Source organism: Flagellimonas profundi, from assembly GCF_017313275.1.
Classification (GTDB): Bacteria; Bacteroidota; Bacteroidia; order Flavobacteriales; family Flavobacteriaceae; genus Flagellimonas; species Flagellimonas profundi.
On sequence record NZ_JAFLNM010000003.1, the window covers coordinates 285,343 to 301,627 of the forward strand.

Here is a 16,285-nt window from a genome sequence, read left to right on the forward strand (position 1 = left end):
ACATGCACCAATACATCAATTGAAACTCCACATTCGTCAATTACTGATCGTTATAGTGCTTGGCCTTTCATTATTTTGAATAAAACACCACAAAATGAATGATAGCAAAAGTGAAATTTCTGGGTTTTTAAAAAGAATCAACTTGATACATAAAGCCATACTGGTAAGTCCAATTGCTCTTGGTATAGTGTTTTACTTTATGGCAGACAATCCATACCTGTTTATTCTGAATGCCTGGGATACGTTATTGGTAATTGTAATTTCCGCTATTGTTCTTGGTATATTTTTAAGTGACCTGCTCTTTAAAAAAAAACTTTCAGGTATTGCAGCAGAATTATCGCTATCTAAAAAACTTGAGAGATTTCAAACTGCTTTGTTATTGAAGATGGTATTTCTGGAGATACCTGCAATCTTTAGTACAGCAGTTTTTTATTTGACCCAAAACCTACTATACCTTATCATTACCATTGGAATGGTACTTTATATGAACGTGAAAGCACCAAAAAAAGAACGTATAATTCATGCCTTGGATTTACGGGGAGCGGAAAAAGATAAAATGAATCAAGCCCATTAATGGCCCCAATCCAAAGAAGTTTAAAACCTCTATTTCTTCAATTCCAACTTCTCTGCAAAGTAGTCGCAAAAGTCCTTCATGGTAGCGGTCATTTTTTCATCCTGGGTGGCCTTGAAAAAAGTATCCGCCATGGTAACCAATGTCTGATGAAAAAACACCTTCATTTCGTCTACGGGCATATCCTTGGTCCAAAGATCGATTTTTAAGGATTCTTGGTTTTTGCTATCCCAAACGGACAGCATCATGGCTTTGGCCTCTTCTTCATTAATACCACCGTCCTGTGCCGACCATTTTAATTCTTCGGGCACTCGGTTCTCATCCAATCCAACCTTTAAGGTTATCTCCGAAGTGTGTTCTACTGCCATCTATCTTTTTGGTTTGTAATTTGATTGTTTTAAAATTTCATCTGCGGGCATCCCTAACATCTGTTTCAGGCCTGTATCCGTTTTTTCCATAAAGGCCCTCACAATTCGCCAACCCATGTATCGTCCCAATCTTGGAGGTGATTCGTTGTCCAGTTCCAATCCAAACTTGGAAAAAGGCGCTGGATCCAAGAATTTTCTATCTAAGCCTGTGTCTGTACTGTAGAGTAGTTCTCGCTCTACAAAATATTTCCACATTTGCTCTTCGTTGGCCCTTGCCCACTCTATTTCTTCTTCTGAGTATCCGATTTTCTGTGCATCCGTAGCGGAAGGAATCAGTTTGTCTTTTAGGTAAAGTTCTTTTCCAAAGTATACCATACGGGAAAGGAGGGTTCGGTTGCGCGGATAGTTGAGTACTTTTTTGGCAAAGGCACTTGTAACATCGGAAGTCAAAAACTTTTTGTCCAAATTTGATGCAATGTACCTTTGCAGTCCTTCATAAAAATGATGGTCTTCACCCAGGTAATTGTCCAAGCCAATGAGCAACAACGAGTCCGTCAGTATAATTCGATTATCGTACCTAACATCCGAAGTAAGTGTTACCACATGGGGTGTTTTTGTTTCTGGAAAATAATATTTCATATGTTTGAAGAGGGACTCCAAATCCTTAGATTCTTCCTCAAAATCTCCAAAAGCTTTGGCTACCTCTTCCGATAGTTCAACTTGAATGGTGTCCGTAAGCTTGGCGATCCAAACACTATCTGGAAATTGCTCCGGGAACAAGTACGGGTATTTCTCCTTCAAAGCGGGAATGTCATTTGGCGTTGCATTGGCAAATTCCCTATCAAACCTTGAAATCTGTAAATCAACGGCAACCTTATCAATTTCTTCTTCCGTCCTATCCTTTTCCCCACAGGATGAAAGCAACAAAATCATCACTAAAACAAAACTTCTGAACATGGGAATAGTAAAGTATTTGAACAACCACTTCATTTTTAAGGGCACAGGGTTTAAATTTACAGGCCACAAAGGTAATTTATAGAATCTAAATAGTAAGATATGCAAACAGAAAAGGTAATCGACCATATTGTTAAGTGGTTAAAAGAGTATGCCAAAAATGCAAAATGCAAAGGTTTTGTAATTGGTGTTTCTGGCGGAATCGATTCCGCAGTGACCTCAACGCTCTGTGCAAAAACCGGATTGGACCTTTTATGTTTGGAAATGCCGATACATCAGGGCAAAAATCAAGTGACCCGAGCAGACAGGCATATCGATTGGTTGATTGAAAACTTCACAAATGTTTCAAGGCAACCGGTAAATCTAACACCTGTTTTTGATAGCTTGGTGGACGCTTTCCCAAAAGTGGAAAATGAAGAAGATCGTTTTATGTCCCTCGCCAATACAAGGGCCAGACTACGAATGACCACCCTATACTATTTTGCGGCCCTTAAAGGGTATTTGGTGGCCGGAACAGGAAACAAAGTGGAGGATTTCGGGATTGGATTCTATACTAAATATGGGGATGGTGGTGTTGACCTCAGCCCGATTGCCGATTTGGTCAAGACCGAGGTTTATGAATTGGGCAGGGTCCTTGGGGTGAACCAGGACATTATGGATGCGGCACCTACCGATGGGCTATGGGGAGATAGCCGAACCGATGAAGATCAAATAGGCGCCTCTTATCCAGAATTGGAATGGGCCATGGAAATGGATGATCAAGGAAAAAAAGCCGATGATTTTTCTGGCAGGGAAAAAGAAATATTCTCCATATATAAAAGATATAATTCTGCAAACAAACATAAGATGGTTCCCATACCTATTTGTGAGATTCCAGATGGGTTAAAGTAGCGGTTTATCCGAAAAACCCTAGTTGAAGACGAAAAATACCCCAGAAAAACTATGGTTTTAAGAAAAAAGTTAGAGTTTTACATTATTAAATCATTATCTTGCTCGCTATACTTTTAGTATTTAGCAGCTAACCATTAATTAAAATAAAACTAATCAAATGATAAAAGTATTGATTGCTGACAACCATCCTATTGTTAGGCTTGGTATTAGACAGGTACTTGAATCTAGCTCCGAAATTGAAGTTATTGCAGATGTTTCAACTACTGAAGAGCTTTTTAATACATTGAAAACCGTTACTCCCGATGTAGTGATTTTAGAGATGGACATTCCAGAAATAAACGGTATTGCCACCCTTAGAAAAATGAAATTGGAATTTCCAGACATTAAGACCTTAATGTACAGCGGTCAATCCGAAGACGTTTATGCCTTAAGTACCATCCGTGCCGGAGCATTTGGATACTTGTCCAAAACTGCTGACTTGGACTATATCGTTTCTGCGGTCAAAAAAGTAAGCGAAGGCAACATGTTCATCACAAACGAACTGGCCCAACGCCTTGCTTTTGACGAAGGAACACAAAAACCACGCAGGTTCTTTAGAAAACTTTCTTCAAGAGAGGTTGAAGTACTGAAACTTTTGGCCAGTGGAAAAAGAAACAAAGAGGTAGCTGAAGGATTGAATCTAAACGAAAAAACAGTAAGTACCTACAAAGCCCGTTTGATGAAGAAATTAAATGTGGATAATTTGGTGGACTTGCTACAACAGGCCAAAGCCTTGGAACTATATTAGAATACCCAACCAAACCAACTATTGTGGAAACCCCTTTCAACTTCAATTGGAAGGGGTTTTATATGTTAAGAAAGTACACGGTTCAATTTAGCGTTCAGTAATTTATTAAGTTGAAGGTAATTCACTATTTCCTCTAAAACCTCTGTATTGTCCCCCTGGTTATCCTGAGTTCTTTCTTGTAGTTTTTCTATACGGTTTTTGATCAAGTTACATCGCAAGGTTAAAATGGTTTCTCCCACCAGCTGTGCAACACCTATCTGTTTTTCTTTTGGGTAAATGTCCCTTCGCTCCCAATCGTGCAACACATATTGCTCTTCTTCCATCAAAATTGAAGATACCTGCGATACTGTTTCTTGATCCAAATCCGATAAAAAAGTGTTGATCGAAAACTCCGAATCCTCGTTCAACCTCTCGATCAATTTATAATAAATGGTTTTGAACCGCTCATTGGTCAGTTCGATTTCATCATCCTGAAGGTCTAAATACACTTTTTCGTAGACCTTCGCCTCCACGACCTCGGGCTCTAGCACCAGTTCTCCCTCATCATTTTCTTTGAGCACCAGATCCTCAAACTCCTGCTTTTGGTTCCCGTACAGCAAGAGCACCTCAATGATCTTTCGTTCCAATTCATACTGCACATCAACTTTTTCAACTACGGCGTCATTCTTTACCACCTCAAAGGCCTTATGTTCTTTCTTTGCCTTTTTAGAGATATCGGTTTGATGTTTTTTATCGATCTGGGCCAAGGTATTGTACAGTACATCCTCGGAGATCTGCATGATTTTTGCACACTCCTGAACATAGATTTCCTGTCGAATACGATCTGGTATTTTACTGATGCTGTTTACTATATCACGTACCGTATCCGCTCGTTTTATGGGGTCGTTGGCAGCTTCTTGGGCCAATAGGGAAGTCTTGAACTGAATAAAATCCTTGGCATTTTCCCCCAAGTACAGCAACAGGTCTTCGTAGGTATTGTTTTTGGCAAAACTATCGGGGTCTTCGCCTTCTGGAAAGGTACATACCTTAACGTTCATGCCCTGTTCCAAAATAAGGTCGATACCGCGTAAGGACGCACGAAGACCTGCGGCATCGCCATCAAACAGAACCGTAATATTTTTTGTAAGCCGATTAATGAGTCGAATCTGCTCAGGCGTCAAAGCCGTTCCACTCGAGGACACTACATTCTCTACCCCTCGCTGGTACATTTGGATGACATCCGTATAACCTTCTACCAAATAACAGTTATCTTCCTTGGCAATGGCCTGTTTGGCATAGTAAATCCCATACAGCACCTTGCTTTTATGATAGATTTCGCTTTCCGGTGAATTTAGATATTTTGCTGCTTTTTTATCGTTGGTCAATATTCTGCCTCCAAACCCGAGCACCCGACCGCTCATGGAATGGATAGGGAACATGACACGCCCCTTGAACCTATCAAATCTTCGATTTTCGCCACCAGCCTGCTCTTTAACAATGGTGAGACCGGTTTTCTCTAGAAACTCGAGCTTATACCCTTGATCCAAAGCGGTTTTGGTAAAAGCTTCCCACTCGTCCAAACTATAACCAAGCCCAAATTTCTTGATGGTCTCATCAGTAAATCCCCGCTCCTTAAAGTATGTCAGTCCAATGGCTTTTCCGGGTTCAGATTCCCAAAGCGTTTCGGTAAAATACTTTTGGGCATACTCAGAGACCAGATACATGCTCTCACGCTCATTGGCCTGTTCCTTTTGCTCATCTGTTTGCTCGGTTTCCTCTACCTCTATATTGTACTTTTTAGCCAAGTATTTTATGGCTTCGGGATAGGTGAAATGTTCGTGCTCCATCAAAAAAGCAACCACATTCCCCCCTTTACCACTACTAAAATCCTTCCAAATCTGTTTTACCGGAGATACCATAAAACTAGGGGTACGTTCATCCGTAAATGGACTTAGACCCTTAAAGTTGGAACCTGATTTCTTCAACTGAACAAAATCACCGATCACCTCCTCCAAACGGGCGGTTTCATATACTTGGTCTATGGTGGTTTTTGAAATCAAGGCGTTCTGTTAAAATAGCTGTTAAAGGTAAATAAAAACAAAGTTTTGGTGAATTCAAAAACCAAATCCCTATTTAAGATTTAGTATCTTGGGAACTTCTTTACTGCATTTAGAAGAATAAAAAAAGATTTCATGATACAGCGAAAATTTAGACATTATTGGACGCTTGCTACGTTTTTAATAGCTTTTGTGTTTATCGGCCAGGGCCAAATGGCCAAAAAAGCTGGACCGGTCATAGAAAATGGCGAAGCACAAGTGGTCGAGGCATTTTCCGACCCCAGCAAATGGATACGCCATGATCTATGGGTGGAAACCACTTTTGATTCCGATGGTGACGGTAAACCGGACCGTATGCATGTAGATGTTACCCGCCCAGAGCAAACGGACACGGAAAATCTAAAACTTCCGGTGATCTACGAATCCAGCCCGTATTATGCAGGTACCGCTGGATTGGACAAAGGTATTTTTTGGGATGTACAACATGAGCTCGGTAAGCCAGCTAAACCCAGAAAACACCCCGAAGTTACCCGCGTAGGTGAACGCCCCATCATATCCAATTCACAAATTATGACATGGGTTCCACGAGGTTATATTGTAGTACACTCTTCTTCTCCCGGTACTGGACTTTCCGATGGTGCCCCAACGGTCGGAGGCGACAACGAGTCCCTCGCACCAAAAGCCGTAATAGATTGGCTCAATGGAAGAGCAAAAGGGTATACCGAACGAAACGGTGACACAGAGGTCAAAGCTTATTGGTCTACAGGAAAAGTGGGTATGACGGGTACTTCCTATAATGGAACTATCCCCCTGGCAGCAGCTACCACGGGCGTGGATGGCCTTGAAGCCATAATACCCATTGCACCGAACACCTCTTATTATCATTACTATCGTTCCAATGGTCTCGTACGTTCTCCAGGTGGATACTTGGGCGAGGATATTGATGTGCTCTACGATTTTATCCACAGTGGTGATGAATCCAAAAGAGCAAGGAACAATGAGGTTGTTCGTGATACGGAAATGAAGAATGGACAGGATCGTATAACGGGAGATTATAACGATTTTTGGGCCGGAAGGGATTATCTGAACGATATGAAGCCTATGAAAGCCGCCCTTTTAATGTCCCACGGTTTTAATGATTGGAACGTGATGTCCGAACACAGTTATCGCATTTACAAAAAAGCCAAAGAAATGGGACTGCCCGTACGTATTTACTACCATCAAAACGGACATGGTGGCCCACCTCCTATTTCCATGATGAACCGATGGTTTACCCGCTATCTGTATGGCGTGGAAAATGGTGTGGAAAACGAACCAAAAGCGTGGATTGTTCGTGAAAACGACAAAAAAAACAATCCCACACCTTACGAAGATTATCCCAATCCTGATGCAAAGGACATTCAACTTTATCTTAGTACAGGAGCTCCCGCCAAAGGCCAATTGACGACGAGCAAGCCAAAAAAACAAGGAACCGAGACCTTGGTGGACAATTACTCCTTTTCCGGGGCCAGTTTGGCAAAAGCTGAAGCCACAGAACACCGATTGCTTTATGTTACCGCTCCTTTAACCGAAGATGTTCATATTTCAGGAGTACCAAAAATCAAGATTAAACTGGCCAGTAGCAAGCCTGCTGCCAATTTATCGGTTTGGTTGGTATCCCTTCCATGGACAGATGCCCTGAACACTAAAATTACCGACAACATTATCACCCGTGGATGGGCAGATCCCCAAAATCATAGCTCGCTAACAGAGAGCAAACCTTTGGTTCCCAACAAATTTTACGAAATGGAATTTGAGCTGATGCCAGATGATCAAATTATTCCAAAAGGACAACAAATCGGATTAATGATTTTTTCGAGTGATAAAGAATTCACGCTTTGGCCAGAACCAGGAACCGAATTGACAGTGGATTTGGATGGCACTGAACTAACATTACCTGTGGTGGGTGGAGAAATCAAATTCTAAAAAATGACTCGAGGTATCTTATTACTGTGCTGCGCGGTCTTTTTTTCTTGCCAGCCCAAAAAGAAAGACAACAAAGAACAAACCAAAAGCCAGCAGGACACCATTCTAAAAACAATAACGCAAGAAGAACATATTCTCAAGCCTATTTTTGAATCGTTCGATTATCTGATTTTGGGTAAAAAACCAGCAGATATTATGATAATTGGAAGAAGTAAGGCCTCTGATAGCTTTCCCATTTACAATCAATTGGCCAGTTATGGAGATGACATTATCATGGGCAAGGATGTGGCTTACGAAGACGTTAAAATCTATAGAAAGTACACACCAAAATCTTCTTTTGAAGATTTTGCCGTAGATATTTACGAAGATGAATTGGCTGAGCCGGATTTTTCTACAAACCCAGATGCCGAAAACTTTGTTACCCGAATAAAAGAAGGCTGTGCCAAAGGCATCAATTTTGCCGGACATTACACTTTGGTCTCCTGGGGATGTGGATCGCCCTGTCAAAGTGGGGTTATTGTTGACCGAATTACAGGTAAAATATATGATGGCCCTGTAACTTCTTTAGGTTCGGAGTTTAAAAAAGACAGTGAACTCCTCATCAAAAATATTGGAGCACTTGATACGGAGACCAACCTCATAGACGTATGTTCCTACTGCGAAGTCACCCATGAAGTTTGGACCGGGAATTCTTTTAAGGAAGTAGAATAAAAGTCGAGGGCAACTGACCAAAATCATAGAGATTTTCAAATATTTTATGTGACTTTAGGGTGGTTTAACAATCAATCCCATAGTCATGAAAATTTTGATAATCTACGGAACGGTAGAAGGCCAAACCCGAAAGATCGCAAGGTTCATGGAGAATGTTCTCCAAGAGAAAGGTCATCACGTAGTTATAGCAAATGCTGTTGAAGACCCTCCTGCCCCAAATAATTTTGATGCGGTTCTTGTAGGCAGTTCAATACATATTCATGAATACAATACGCTGATCAAGGACTATGTTCAAGAAAATATTGATATATTAAACCAAAAGCCAAGTGCCTTTTTCTCGGTGAGCATGGCGGTAGCATCCGACATTAAGGAAGAGCACGAGGAGGCAGCACAAATTGCAAAGGACTTTTTAAAAGACACTACATGGAACACTAAAACCGTATGGCATATCGCTGGGGCTTTGAAATACACAAAATATAGTTATTTTAAGAAGCTCATAATGCGTTCCATCGCAAAAAAAGAAGGGGGATCTGTTGATACAAGCCAAGATCACGAATACACAGATTGGTCAAAGGTGAAAGAGGATGTCCTTCATTTTATAACTAATTTAAAAATATAAAAACACCTATGGACAAATATAGTTTTGACACGCTTTCCGAGGCAGTGAATACACTTACCCAAGAAGAAGGCTACAAAGAAGATTTTGAAGCGGATGAGACCTGCATAAAGGCATTGTATTCCAAAAAAGAATATCAACCCAGCGAACTTAAGATCATCGATTCATATCGTTTTGAAGGTATGACGAACCCCAGTGATGAATCCATAGTATTTACCATTGAGGCCAAAGATGGCACAAAGGGAACAATGGTGATGTCCTATGGTTCATCCACCGCACAAAATGAGAATCTTATCAAACAGATTGAGCGCAAACAGCAGTGATTACACGAAGAGTTTACCTACTGAAGATGGTTGGTACAACAACCAACCCGTTAAGCTAAACCTACTTTTGTGGGCCTCCAATACTGCATGGGGTACCTCTGCACTTTTGAACATGACACAGCGGGCAGCCAAGGGCTCCACCAACAAACTTGAGCCATCCTTTTCAAAAATTTCAAGTTCCCCTCCATCGCCGGGTTGCCAATCATCATTTAAATAAATGATCATGGAGATCATTCGGTTGTTACGATTTTCGAACTGATCCAAATGCTTATCATAATGTCCCCCCGATGGATAGTGCGCTAAATGAAACTCATATCCCGATAAACTTAAATAGCAATAGCGGTTGAAAATGTGCATGGTCTCGTCAAGCAGATTCCAATAGGAATTTAAATGGGCATCGCGGTTTCTGTCCAACCAATAGGTAAAATCTCCGCGAACAGTGCTGTCTATCAGGTTATCAGAATGGGCACCTATCCCAGCCTCCTTAAAATTGGGCAGCTTGCCAAGAAAAAAAGATTTGATTCCAAAGTAAAGTTCTTCCCGAAGAAAGTTATCGATAATCACATAATCCTTACTGGAGATGTCGTCCATCCAGGACAACCAATCATCCAAACCGTGGTAGGCGTTCAATGTTTCAAAAATGTGGGCGAATGTAGAAAATTTTTAAAAACGAAAATCATTTTTTTCATTCGCCCGTGAAAGCTCTAACTTTGAGATGGATATAATTTACATTAAATGATACTGTTTTTTGGGTCCAGACCCGGTAAAAAAGAAACCAAAGTACTGAACAACGTTACCTGCCCTTACTGCAACCAAACAGGCACCTTGACCGCAGTGGCGCAACCCAACTATGCCCATTTGTTCTGGATTCCGCTTTTTACCATCAACAATATCCGTTACGCGGAATGTTCCCATTGTAAAAAAGTGTACCACAAAGAGGATTTCACCCCGGAAATGGAGCGGGCATTACAGCTCAAATCTCACTCCCATTGATATATTATTGCGCTTTTTGGATGTTATTTGTCCTTCTCCTGTGTAATATTGTGTTTCTGGAAAATTAGGGGTCAGGTCATATTTAATATAAAATGTACTGTTCCCACGTCCAGCATAGGCACTTAATCCAACAAAAGATTTTCTTCTTGCTCCTGAATTTTTAAAATAAACCCTTTCTAAATTCTCCGCTCCCCCGTCTTCACTTGGATTAAAGTCGTTTCCAAATTTTATTTTTTGTACTGTTTCCAAATTAATGCCAAAATACCCACCAATCCCTATTTTAAAATTGTTCTTGGTCGAATACCTTACATAGTCACCATACTCACGTTTCTTAGATGCACCAAATTCAAAATGAATTGGAAATATAAGGTCAGTTTGTCTAAATTTTGATTTTTTCAATTTACCTGTGGGGCTCCCATATACCTCATTGGCGTTTGCCAGTACAACAATAGGTGGGTCAGTTTGAGTATTGACCTGTTCAGTATCTCGCACAAATAACTGGTTATTTGTCTTTAACCCATTGGATTGAAAAGATATACCATAGGTAAACCGCAACCAGTTACTGTATTTAAAAACACGTGTTTTCCAAACAAGGCCAAGTTCCAAAGATTTACTTCCTAATATTTGATGAGGCAGTTCCAAGATTGGTTTATCTTCAATAATAGTATTCAAAGCACCTATGGCAAAAACAAGCTTTGAATATGTTCTTCTGTCCCTTCTTGGAAGATCAGACCTACGGTACCGAAGTCCCAACAAATCCTGTTCCTCTCCAAAAAATTCTCTCTGATTGTCAAAAAAATCATCGGTAACAACCAAAAACGATTCATTCCTTTCCAAAAGTGCAATCTGGTTTTCTAAAATGTTCACTTTGTTTTCAATATTCAACGCCCTTTTTTCAGCAGCCTCTTTTTTTAATTCTTCCGCTTCTGCCTCTGTGATTTCACCTTTTCTTAGCCGTGTGTTTATTTCTTTAACTTCATCTTTTAAAGCGCTTTTTTCGTAGTCTATTACACGTTGTTTTTCAATTTTTAAGGTCTCTATTTTCTTTTGATAGTCCTCTTGCCCAAACGATACTTGGGAAACCAAGAACAAGAATAAAACTGCTGAATAAAATGTAATTGTTTTCATGATTGTTTTGGATTATAAACCTCCCTCCTTCCTGCCCTTGTGGAACAGGAAGTTGTAGAAGGTTTGTCTTGATTGATGAATAATTTTATTGATTTCTGTCTGCCACGGCGGTACGTAGTTTAAGGTAACCTGATTTTAAGGCATCAAAGATTTGGTCACGGAACGATTCGTCCAGCTCATCTTCAACTTCGGCCAACAGTGACATGGCATCCACGGAACCACCATCGGCGAATAACTTATCGGTCAAAATCTGTCGTTGAGCCGCCCGTAAAAGGGAATCCACTTCAGCATCGGTAACATCCTGCTTTGCATTTTCCATTAGCTGCACCTGTGCTACTACTTCTTCCACCTTTTGTGCTATAAGTTGATCCGAATTTATTTTGATCTCGTCCTGCAATGGTTCCTTTACTTCTTGTTCGGCAACTACTGTATTGGAAACTTGAGGCTCTGTACTGAACTCTCGAGTTTGTTCCGGCACAATGGATTCAGATTTGGTTTCTGCAACCTCAGTTTGATTTTGCTTCACCGACTTTTCAAACACCTTGGCCTCGGACTGATTTTGTGTTTCTTTATCTATTGTATTCTCGGTTTCTACCATTTGCATCTGTTCTACTTCCGGATCACCCTTGGTAAAAAAGAAGACCGATACCAGTACGATCCCCACCACGCTGGCAGCTATGGCATAAGGAAACCATGTATTTCTTCTTCGTGGTGCTGGCTCCTTTATCTGCGAAGCGATTTTGTCCCAAGCTCCTTTTGATGGGGCAATGGTACGCTCCTCCAACTTCTCCTTGATGTGTTTTTCCAGTTTATCCATACCCTCTATTTTTTGCTCGCCGATTGTGATTTGGGCGACATTCCTTTTAAACTTAAATTCTCTTGGAGCATCTTTCGAGCCTTGAACAATTGCGATTTTGAAGTTCCTTCGGATATTTCCAACAACTCCGCAATCTCTTTATGGCCGTAACCTTCGATGGCATAAAGCAAGAACACCGCTTTATAGCCCTCGGGAAGTTCATCGATCAGATGTTGCACATATTCAACATCCAAAAGTCCATCGTCGAAAGTTGAAACCTCTCGGTTTACTTCCATAGCTTCGTCATCGTAGACCACAAACTGCCTTTTGCGCAAATACGAAATACTTTCCCGTACCATTATAGTCCTGATCCAACCTTCAAAGCTCCCTTTATGCTTATAGGAACCCAAGTAGTTAAAAACCTTCACGAAACCGTTGATCATCACATCCTCCGCAAAATGAAGATCTTTGATGTACTGCCTACAAACCCCCAACATCTTCGGCGAAAATTTATCGTACAATAAGCGTTGGGCCTGTTGGTCCCCTTTGATCGATTTTTTGATCAATTGTTTTTCGTTGCTATGTAGCGTGATGATCTTCAAAAAGTTTGGTTTGCAAAAGTGCTTCTATTTAAATAGACGGAATCTAAACACAAAGAGTTGCCTGAAAATAAAAATTTTCAGTAGTATATTGATATTCAAGTTTTTAAATTTCTATTTTTTACGATCCACCACGTAGTTGACCATAAGCGTGAGGGCGCTTTTGTATTCTGAATCGGGATAATTGTCCAAAATGGCCAGAGCTTCGTCCTTAAACTCCAACATTTTGACTACGGCATAATCTAGTCCGCCCTTTTCCTTGACGTAGGCAATAACTTCCTTAACCCGTTTTTTGTTCTTGTTGTGTTTTTTGATGGAGTTGATCAACCACTTTTTCTTTTCCTTGTCGCTATTGTTCAAGGCGTAGATCAACGGAAGGGTCATTTTCTGTTCCTTTATATCGATTCCCGTCGGCTTTCCGATTTTTTCCGCACCATAATCAAAAAGGTCGTCCTTAATTTGAAAGGCCATTCCACAGAGCTCGCCGAACTTCCTAAAAATTTCCACCTCTTCCGAATCGGGTCTAACAGAACAAGCACCCATACTGCAACAGGCGGCTATTAAGGTTGCTGTTTTTTGTCGGATGATGTCGTAGTACACCTCTTCTGTGATATCCAACAATCGCGCTTTTTCAATCTGAAGCAATTCCCCTTCGCTCATATCACGGACCGCATTGGAAATAATATGAAGCAAATCATAATCCTTGTTTTCCAAGGAAACCAAAAGTCCTTTGGAGAAAAGGAAATCGCCTACCAAAACGGCAATTTTATTCTTCCACAAGGCATTGATGGAGAAAAAGCCCCTGCGCTTGTTACTGTCGTCCACCACATCATCATGCACCAAACTGGCGGTATGTATCAATTCGATGATGGAAGCTCCCGTATAGGTCCGTTCATTGACCTCCCCGTTCAATAATTTGGCGGTCAAGAAAACGAACATAGGGCGCATTTGCTTACCCTTTCGGTTAACAATGTAGTAGGTGATCCTGTTGAACAATGCGACTTTGGAGGACATGGACTTGAGGAATTTTTCCTCAAAAAGCTGCATCTCATTTTCTATGGGCTCCCTTATCTGCGAAACGATTTTCAACGTAACGGTGTGGTGTTTGGTTTTGAAACCCTAAAAGTAGGGAAAATGCAAGAGTTGTTGGAATGAAATCGAAGTTTTAAGATACAGTCCTAAAAGTATCGATGATTTGCAGGGGATGGTATGCTGGTGAAGTGTTAAGGGTCAAGGGTCAAGGGTGAAAGGTCAAGGGTGAAGGGTGAAGGGTGGATTATAAAACTGTATATTGCTAATTGAACTTTGAAAAACCTAGCTTTTGTTGGCCAGCTGACCACATGCGGCATCAATATCCTTTCCGCGAGATCTACGTATGGTCACCGTAATGCCATTTCGCTCCAAAGTTTTCTGATACATTTCAATAGCACTATTTGAGGCTTGCTGAAACTCACCGTCATCAATAGGGTTGTACTCAATAATATTGACCTTTGACGGGGCAAACCTGCAAAACTTGACCAAGGCATCGGCAGCTTCTTGTGTATCGTTGATGCCTTTCCAAACCACGTATTCGTAGGTGATCCTGTTCTTGGTCTTGCTGTACCAATATTCCAGCGCCTCACGAAGGTCTTTTAATGGAAATGTGGAATTAAACGGCATTATGGAAGTACGCACCTCATCTATAGCGGAGTGAAGGGACACGGCCAAACCGAACTTCACTTCCTCATCAGCCATTTTTTTTATGATCTTGGGCACTCCAGAAGTGGACACCACAATTCTTTTGGGAGACATCCCCAATCCTTCGGGAGAGGTAATCTTATCGATGGCCTTCAGCACATTGTTGTAGTTCATCAAAGGTTCGCCCATACCCATAAAAACAATATTGCTCAACGGTCTGTCAAAATACAAACGGCTCTCATTGTCAATGGCGACCACTTGATCATAAATCTCATCCGGATTCAAGTTTCGCATACGCTTTAAGCGGGCGGTAGCACAAAATCTACAGTCCAAACTACACCCTACCTGACTGGACACACAGGCAGTTGTTCTGGTTTCCGTGGGAATCAAAACGGATTCAACGACCAAACCATCGTGCAATCGAACGGCATTTTTAATGGTACCATCCGAGCTACGTTGCATTTGATCTACGCGAATATGGTTGATCACAAAGTTATCTTCCAACATTTTTCGGGTTTCCTTGGAAATGTTGGTCATGGCATCAAAATCGTGGGCAGATTTCTGCCACAACCATTCGTATACTTGGTTTCCACGAAATGCCTTATCGCCCTGCTCCACAAAAAAATTACGAAGCTGTTCCTTTGTCAATGCCCGTATGTCCTTTTTTTTGATTTCCACTTCTTAAAGATAAGCAAGAAAAAATCCCGCTGGCCATAAAGCGAACGGGATTCTTTTTCTATGTGATTTTGTTTTATAGAATCAGCATGGCATCCCCGTAGGAATAGAAGCGATAGCCTTCCAAAATGGCCTGCTTGTATGCTTTTTTGATCAAATCGTGACCTGCAAACGCAGAGACCATCATCAATAATGTTGATTTTGGCAGGTGAAAGTTTGTGATCATACAGTTTGCAATACTGAACTCATATGGAGGGAAGATGAACTTGTTGGTCCAACCCTCGAAGGTGTTCAATGTATGCTCGGAAGATACCGCACTTTCCAATCCTCTCATTACCGTTGTACCCACGGCACATACTTTTCTTTTATTTGCCTTGGCCGTATTTACGATCTCGGTGGCTTTCTCATCGATCACCAACTCTTCGCTGTCCATTTTGTGCTTGGACAAGTCCTCTACCTCAACAGGATTAAAGGTTCCCAAACCAACATGAAGTGTTACCTCTGCGAAATTGATTCCTTTAATTTCCAAACGTTTCAACAAATGCTTGGAAAAGTGGAGACCAGCAGTGGGGGCCGCTACGGCACCTTCGTGCTTTGCATAAATAGTCTGGTAACGTTCCTCATCTTCAGGGGTAACTTCCCTTTTTATGTATTTTGGAAGCGGTGTTTCCCCCAATTCTCTTAGTTTTCTTCTAAAATCGGTGTAGGAACCATCGTAAAGAAAACGCAATGTTCTCCCTCTTGAGGTTGTGTTGTCTATAACCTCTGCAACCAAGCTTTCGTCTTCACCAAAATAAAGTTTGTTTCCTATTCGGATTTTTCTTGCCGGATCTACCAACACATCCCAAAGACGCTGTTCTTGGTTAAGTTCCCTCAATAGGAAAACTTCGATTCTAGCACCGGTTTTTTCCTTGTTACCAAAAAGTCTTGCAGGAAATACCTTGGTATTGTTCAAGACCATTACATCGTCTTCATCAAAGTAATCAACAAGGTCTTTGAACATTTTATGTTCAATTTTTCCAGTATCCCTATGAACCACCATTAATTTGGATTCATCCCTGTGTTCCGCAGGATATTCTGCCAATAGTTCCTTGGGCAATTCAAAATTGAAGTTCGATAATTTCATGTGGACTTTTTTTCGGTTTTTTTAAAGAATGGCAAATATACAACCTCGTGATAGCGGATGTCAAGTAAT

The 16,285-nt window shown here is 41.0% G+C and carries 18 protein-coding genes; 8 read left to right on the forward strand and 10 right to left on the reverse strand.

Annotation, left to right across the window (positions count from 1 at the left end; translation table 11 throughout):
• The first annotated feature begins 94 nt into the window (after positions 1–94).
• Positions 95–574: a hypothetical protein gene (locus J0654_RS14745; protein WP_207029877.1), complete on the forward strand. Its 480-nt coding sequence runs from the start codon at positions 95–97 to the stop codon at positions 572–574.
• A gap of 29 nt (positions 575–603) precedes the next feature.
• On the opposite strand, the gene gldC is transcribed toward J0654_RS14745, so the two are convergent.
• Both gldC and gldB read right to left on the reverse strand, forming a co-directional pair.
• The gene (gene gldC, locus J0654_RS14750) at positions 604–939 is read right to left on the reverse strand and encodes a gliding motility protein GldC (protein WP_207029878.1); all 336 of its coding nucleotides are present in this window, start codon (positions 937–939) and stop codon (positions 604–606) included.
• Complete coding sequence (gldB, locus tag J0654_RS14755; protein ID WP_237686013.1) at positions 940–1,929, reverse strand: gliding motility lipoprotein GldB; 990 nt, start codon at positions 1,927–1,929, stop codon at positions 940–942.
• Between the two features lie 66 nt (positions 1,930–1,995).
• On the opposite strand from gldB, the gene nadE reads away from it, so the two are divergent.
• Positions 1,996–2,784 carry an NAD(+) synthase gene (gene nadE / locus J0654_RS14760; protein WP_207029880.1) on the forward strand — a complete coding sequence of 263 codons (789 nt, stop codon included), beginning with the start codon at positions 1,996–1,998 and terminating at the stop codon, positions 2,782–2,784.
• A gap of 157 nt (positions 2,785–2,941) precedes the next feature.
• Complete coding sequence (locus tag J0654_RS14765; protein WP_207029881.1) at positions 2,942–3,571, forward strand: response regulator; 630 nt, start codon at positions 2,942–2,944, stop codon at positions 3,569–3,571.
• 65 nt (positions 3,572–3,636) lie between these two features.
• On the opposite strand, the gene dnaG is transcribed toward J0654_RS14765, so the two are convergent.
• Positions 3,637–5,610, reverse strand: a complete 1,974-nt coding sequence (dnaG, locus tag J0654_RS14770) for a DNA primase (protein ID WP_207029882.1) — start codon at positions 5,608–5,610, stop codon at positions 3,637–3,639.
• 132 nt (positions 5,611–5,742) lie between these two features.
• Between dnaG and J0654_RS14775 the strand changes: the two genes are divergently transcribed.
• From J0654_RS14775 to J0654_RS14790, 4 genes are all read left to right on the forward strand, one after another.
• Positions 5,743–7,572 (forward strand): Xaa-Pro dipeptidyl-peptidase, encoded by a 1,830-nt coding sequence (locus tag J0654_RS14775; RefSeq protein ID WP_207029883.1) that lies wholly within the window; start codon positions 5,743–5,745, stop codon positions 7,570–7,572.
• A 3-nt stretch (positions 7,573–7,575) separates the two neighbouring features.
• Entirely contained in the window at positions 7,576–8,283 is a 708-nt protein-coding gene (locus J0654_RS14780; protein ID WP_207029884.1) for a hypothetical protein, read from the forward strand.
• 85 nt (positions 8,284–8,368) lie between these two features.
• Positions 8,369–8,902, forward strand: a complete 534-nt coding sequence (locus J0654_RS14785; RefSeq protein WP_207029885.1) for a flavodoxin domain-containing protein — start codon at positions 8,369–8,371, stop codon at positions 8,900–8,902.
• Positions 8,903–8,910: 8 nt separating this feature from the next.
• A complete protein-coding gene (locus tag J0654_RS14790; protein ID WP_207029886.1) occupies positions 8,911–9,222 on the forward strand; it encodes a phosphoribosylpyrophosphate synthetase in 312 nt (103 codons plus the stop codon).
• Here J0654_RS14790 and J0654_RS14795 read toward each other — a convergent pair whose 3' ends face one another.
• A complete protein-coding gene (locus J0654_RS14795; protein WP_237686014.1) occupies positions 9,223–9,852 on the reverse strand; it encodes a 2OG-Fe(II) oxygenase in 630 nt (209 codons plus the stop codon).
• Between the two features lie 105 nt (positions 9,853–9,957).
• Between J0654_RS14795 and J0654_RS14800 the strand changes: the two genes are divergently transcribed.
• Positions 9,958–10,215, forward strand: a complete 258-nt coding sequence (locus tag J0654_RS14800) for a zinc-ribbon domain-containing protein (RefSeq protein WP_207029887.1) — start codon at positions 9,958–9,960, stop codon at positions 10,213–10,215.
• Here J0654_RS14800 and J0654_RS14805 read toward each other — a convergent pair.
• The 6 genes from J0654_RS14805 to queA all read right to left on the reverse strand — a co-directional run bounded on the left by J0654_RS14805 (position 10,189) and on the right by queA (position 16,216).
• Positions 10,189–11,343: a hypothetical protein gene (locus tag J0654_RS14805; protein ID WP_207029888.1), complete on the reverse strand. Its 1,155-nt coding sequence runs from the start codon at positions 11,341–11,343 to the stop codon at positions 10,189–10,191. The genes J0654_RS14800 and J0654_RS14805 overlap by 27 nt on opposite strands.
• An 85-nt stretch (positions 11,344–11,428) precedes the next feature.
• The gene (locus J0654_RS14810) at positions 11,429–12,160 is read right to left on the reverse strand and encodes a hypothetical protein (RefSeq protein WP_207029889.1); all 732 of its coding nucleotides are present in this window, start codon (positions 12,158–12,160) and stop codon (positions 11,429–11,431) included.
• A gap of 5 nt (positions 12,161–12,165) precedes the next feature.
• Positions 12,166–12,741: an RNA polymerase sigma factor gene (locus J0654_RS14815; RefSeq protein WP_207029890.1), complete on the reverse strand. Its 576-nt coding sequence runs from the start codon at positions 12,739–12,741 to the stop codon at positions 12,166–12,168.
• A 111-nt stretch (positions 12,742–12,852) separates the two neighbouring features.
• Positions 12,853–13,827: a polyprenyl synthetase family protein gene (locus J0654_RS14820; RefSeq protein ID WP_207029891.1), complete on the reverse strand. Its 975-nt coding sequence runs from the start codon at positions 13,825–13,827 to the stop codon at positions 12,853–12,855.
• Between the two features lie 225 nt (positions 13,828–14,052).
• Entirely contained in the window at positions 14,053–15,093 is a 1,041-nt protein-coding gene (gene rlmN / locus J0654_RS14825) for a dual-specificity RNA methyltransferase RlmN (RefSeq protein WP_207029892.1), read from the reverse strand.
• Between the two features lie 73 nt (positions 15,094–15,166).
• Positions 15,167–16,216: a tRNA preQ1(34) S-adenosylmethionine ribosyltransferase-isomerase QueA gene (gene queA / locus J0654_RS14830; protein ID WP_207029893.1), complete on the reverse strand. Its 1,050-nt coding sequence runs from the start codon at positions 16,214–16,216 to the stop codon at positions 15,167–15,169.
• Positions 16,217–16,285: the final 69 nt, after the last annotated feature.

Coding starts and splice junctions, on each gene's coding strand:
- J0654_RS14745 (WP_207029877.1), top strand. CDS start 95: ATGAATGATAGCAAAAGTGAAATTTCTGGGTTTTTAAAAAGAATCAAC.
- gldC (WP_207029878.1), bottom strand. CDS start 939: ATGGCAGTAGAACACACTTCGGAGATAACCTTAAAGGTTGGATTGGAT.
- gldB (WP_237686013.1), bottom strand. CDS start 1,929: ATGAAGTGGTTGTTCAAATACTTTACTATTCCCATGTTCAGAAGTTTT.
- nadE (WP_207029880.1), top strand. CDS start 1,996: ATGCAAACAGAAAAGGTAATCGACCATATTGTTAAGTGGTTAAAAGAG.
- J0654_RS14765 (WP_207029881.1), top strand. CDS start 2,942: ATGATAAAAGTATTGATTGCTGACAACCATCCTATTGTTAGGCTTGGT.
- J0654_RS14775 (WP_207029883.1), top strand. CDS start 5,743: ATGATACAGCGAAAATTTAGACATTATTGGACGCTTGCTACGTTTTTA.
- J0654_RS14780 (WP_207029884.1), top strand. CDS start 7,576: ATGACTCGAGGTATCTTATTACTGTGCTGCGCGGTCTTTTTTTCTTGC.
- J0654_RS14785 (WP_207029885.1), top strand. CDS start 8,369: ATGAAAATTTTGATAATCTACGGAACGGTAGAAGGCCAAACCCGAAAG.
- J0654_RS14790 (WP_207029886.1), top strand. CDS start 8,911: ATGGACAAATATAGTTTTGACACGCTTTCCGAGGCAGTGAATACACTT.
- J0654_RS14800 (WP_207029887.1), top strand. CDS start 9,958: ATGATACTGTTTTTTGGGTCCAGACCCGGTAAAAAAGAAACCAAAGTA.
- J0654_RS14805 (WP_207029888.1), bottom strand. CDS start 11,343: ATGAAAACAATTACATTTTATTCAGCAGTTTTATTCTTGTTCTTGGTT.
- J0654_RS14810 (WP_207029889.1), bottom strand. CDS start 12,160: ATGGATAAACTGGAAAAACACATCAAGGAGAAGTTGGAGGAGCGTACC.
- queA (WP_207029893.1), bottom strand. CDS start 16,216: ATGAAATTATCGAACTTCAATTTTGAATTGCCCAAGGAACTATTGGCA.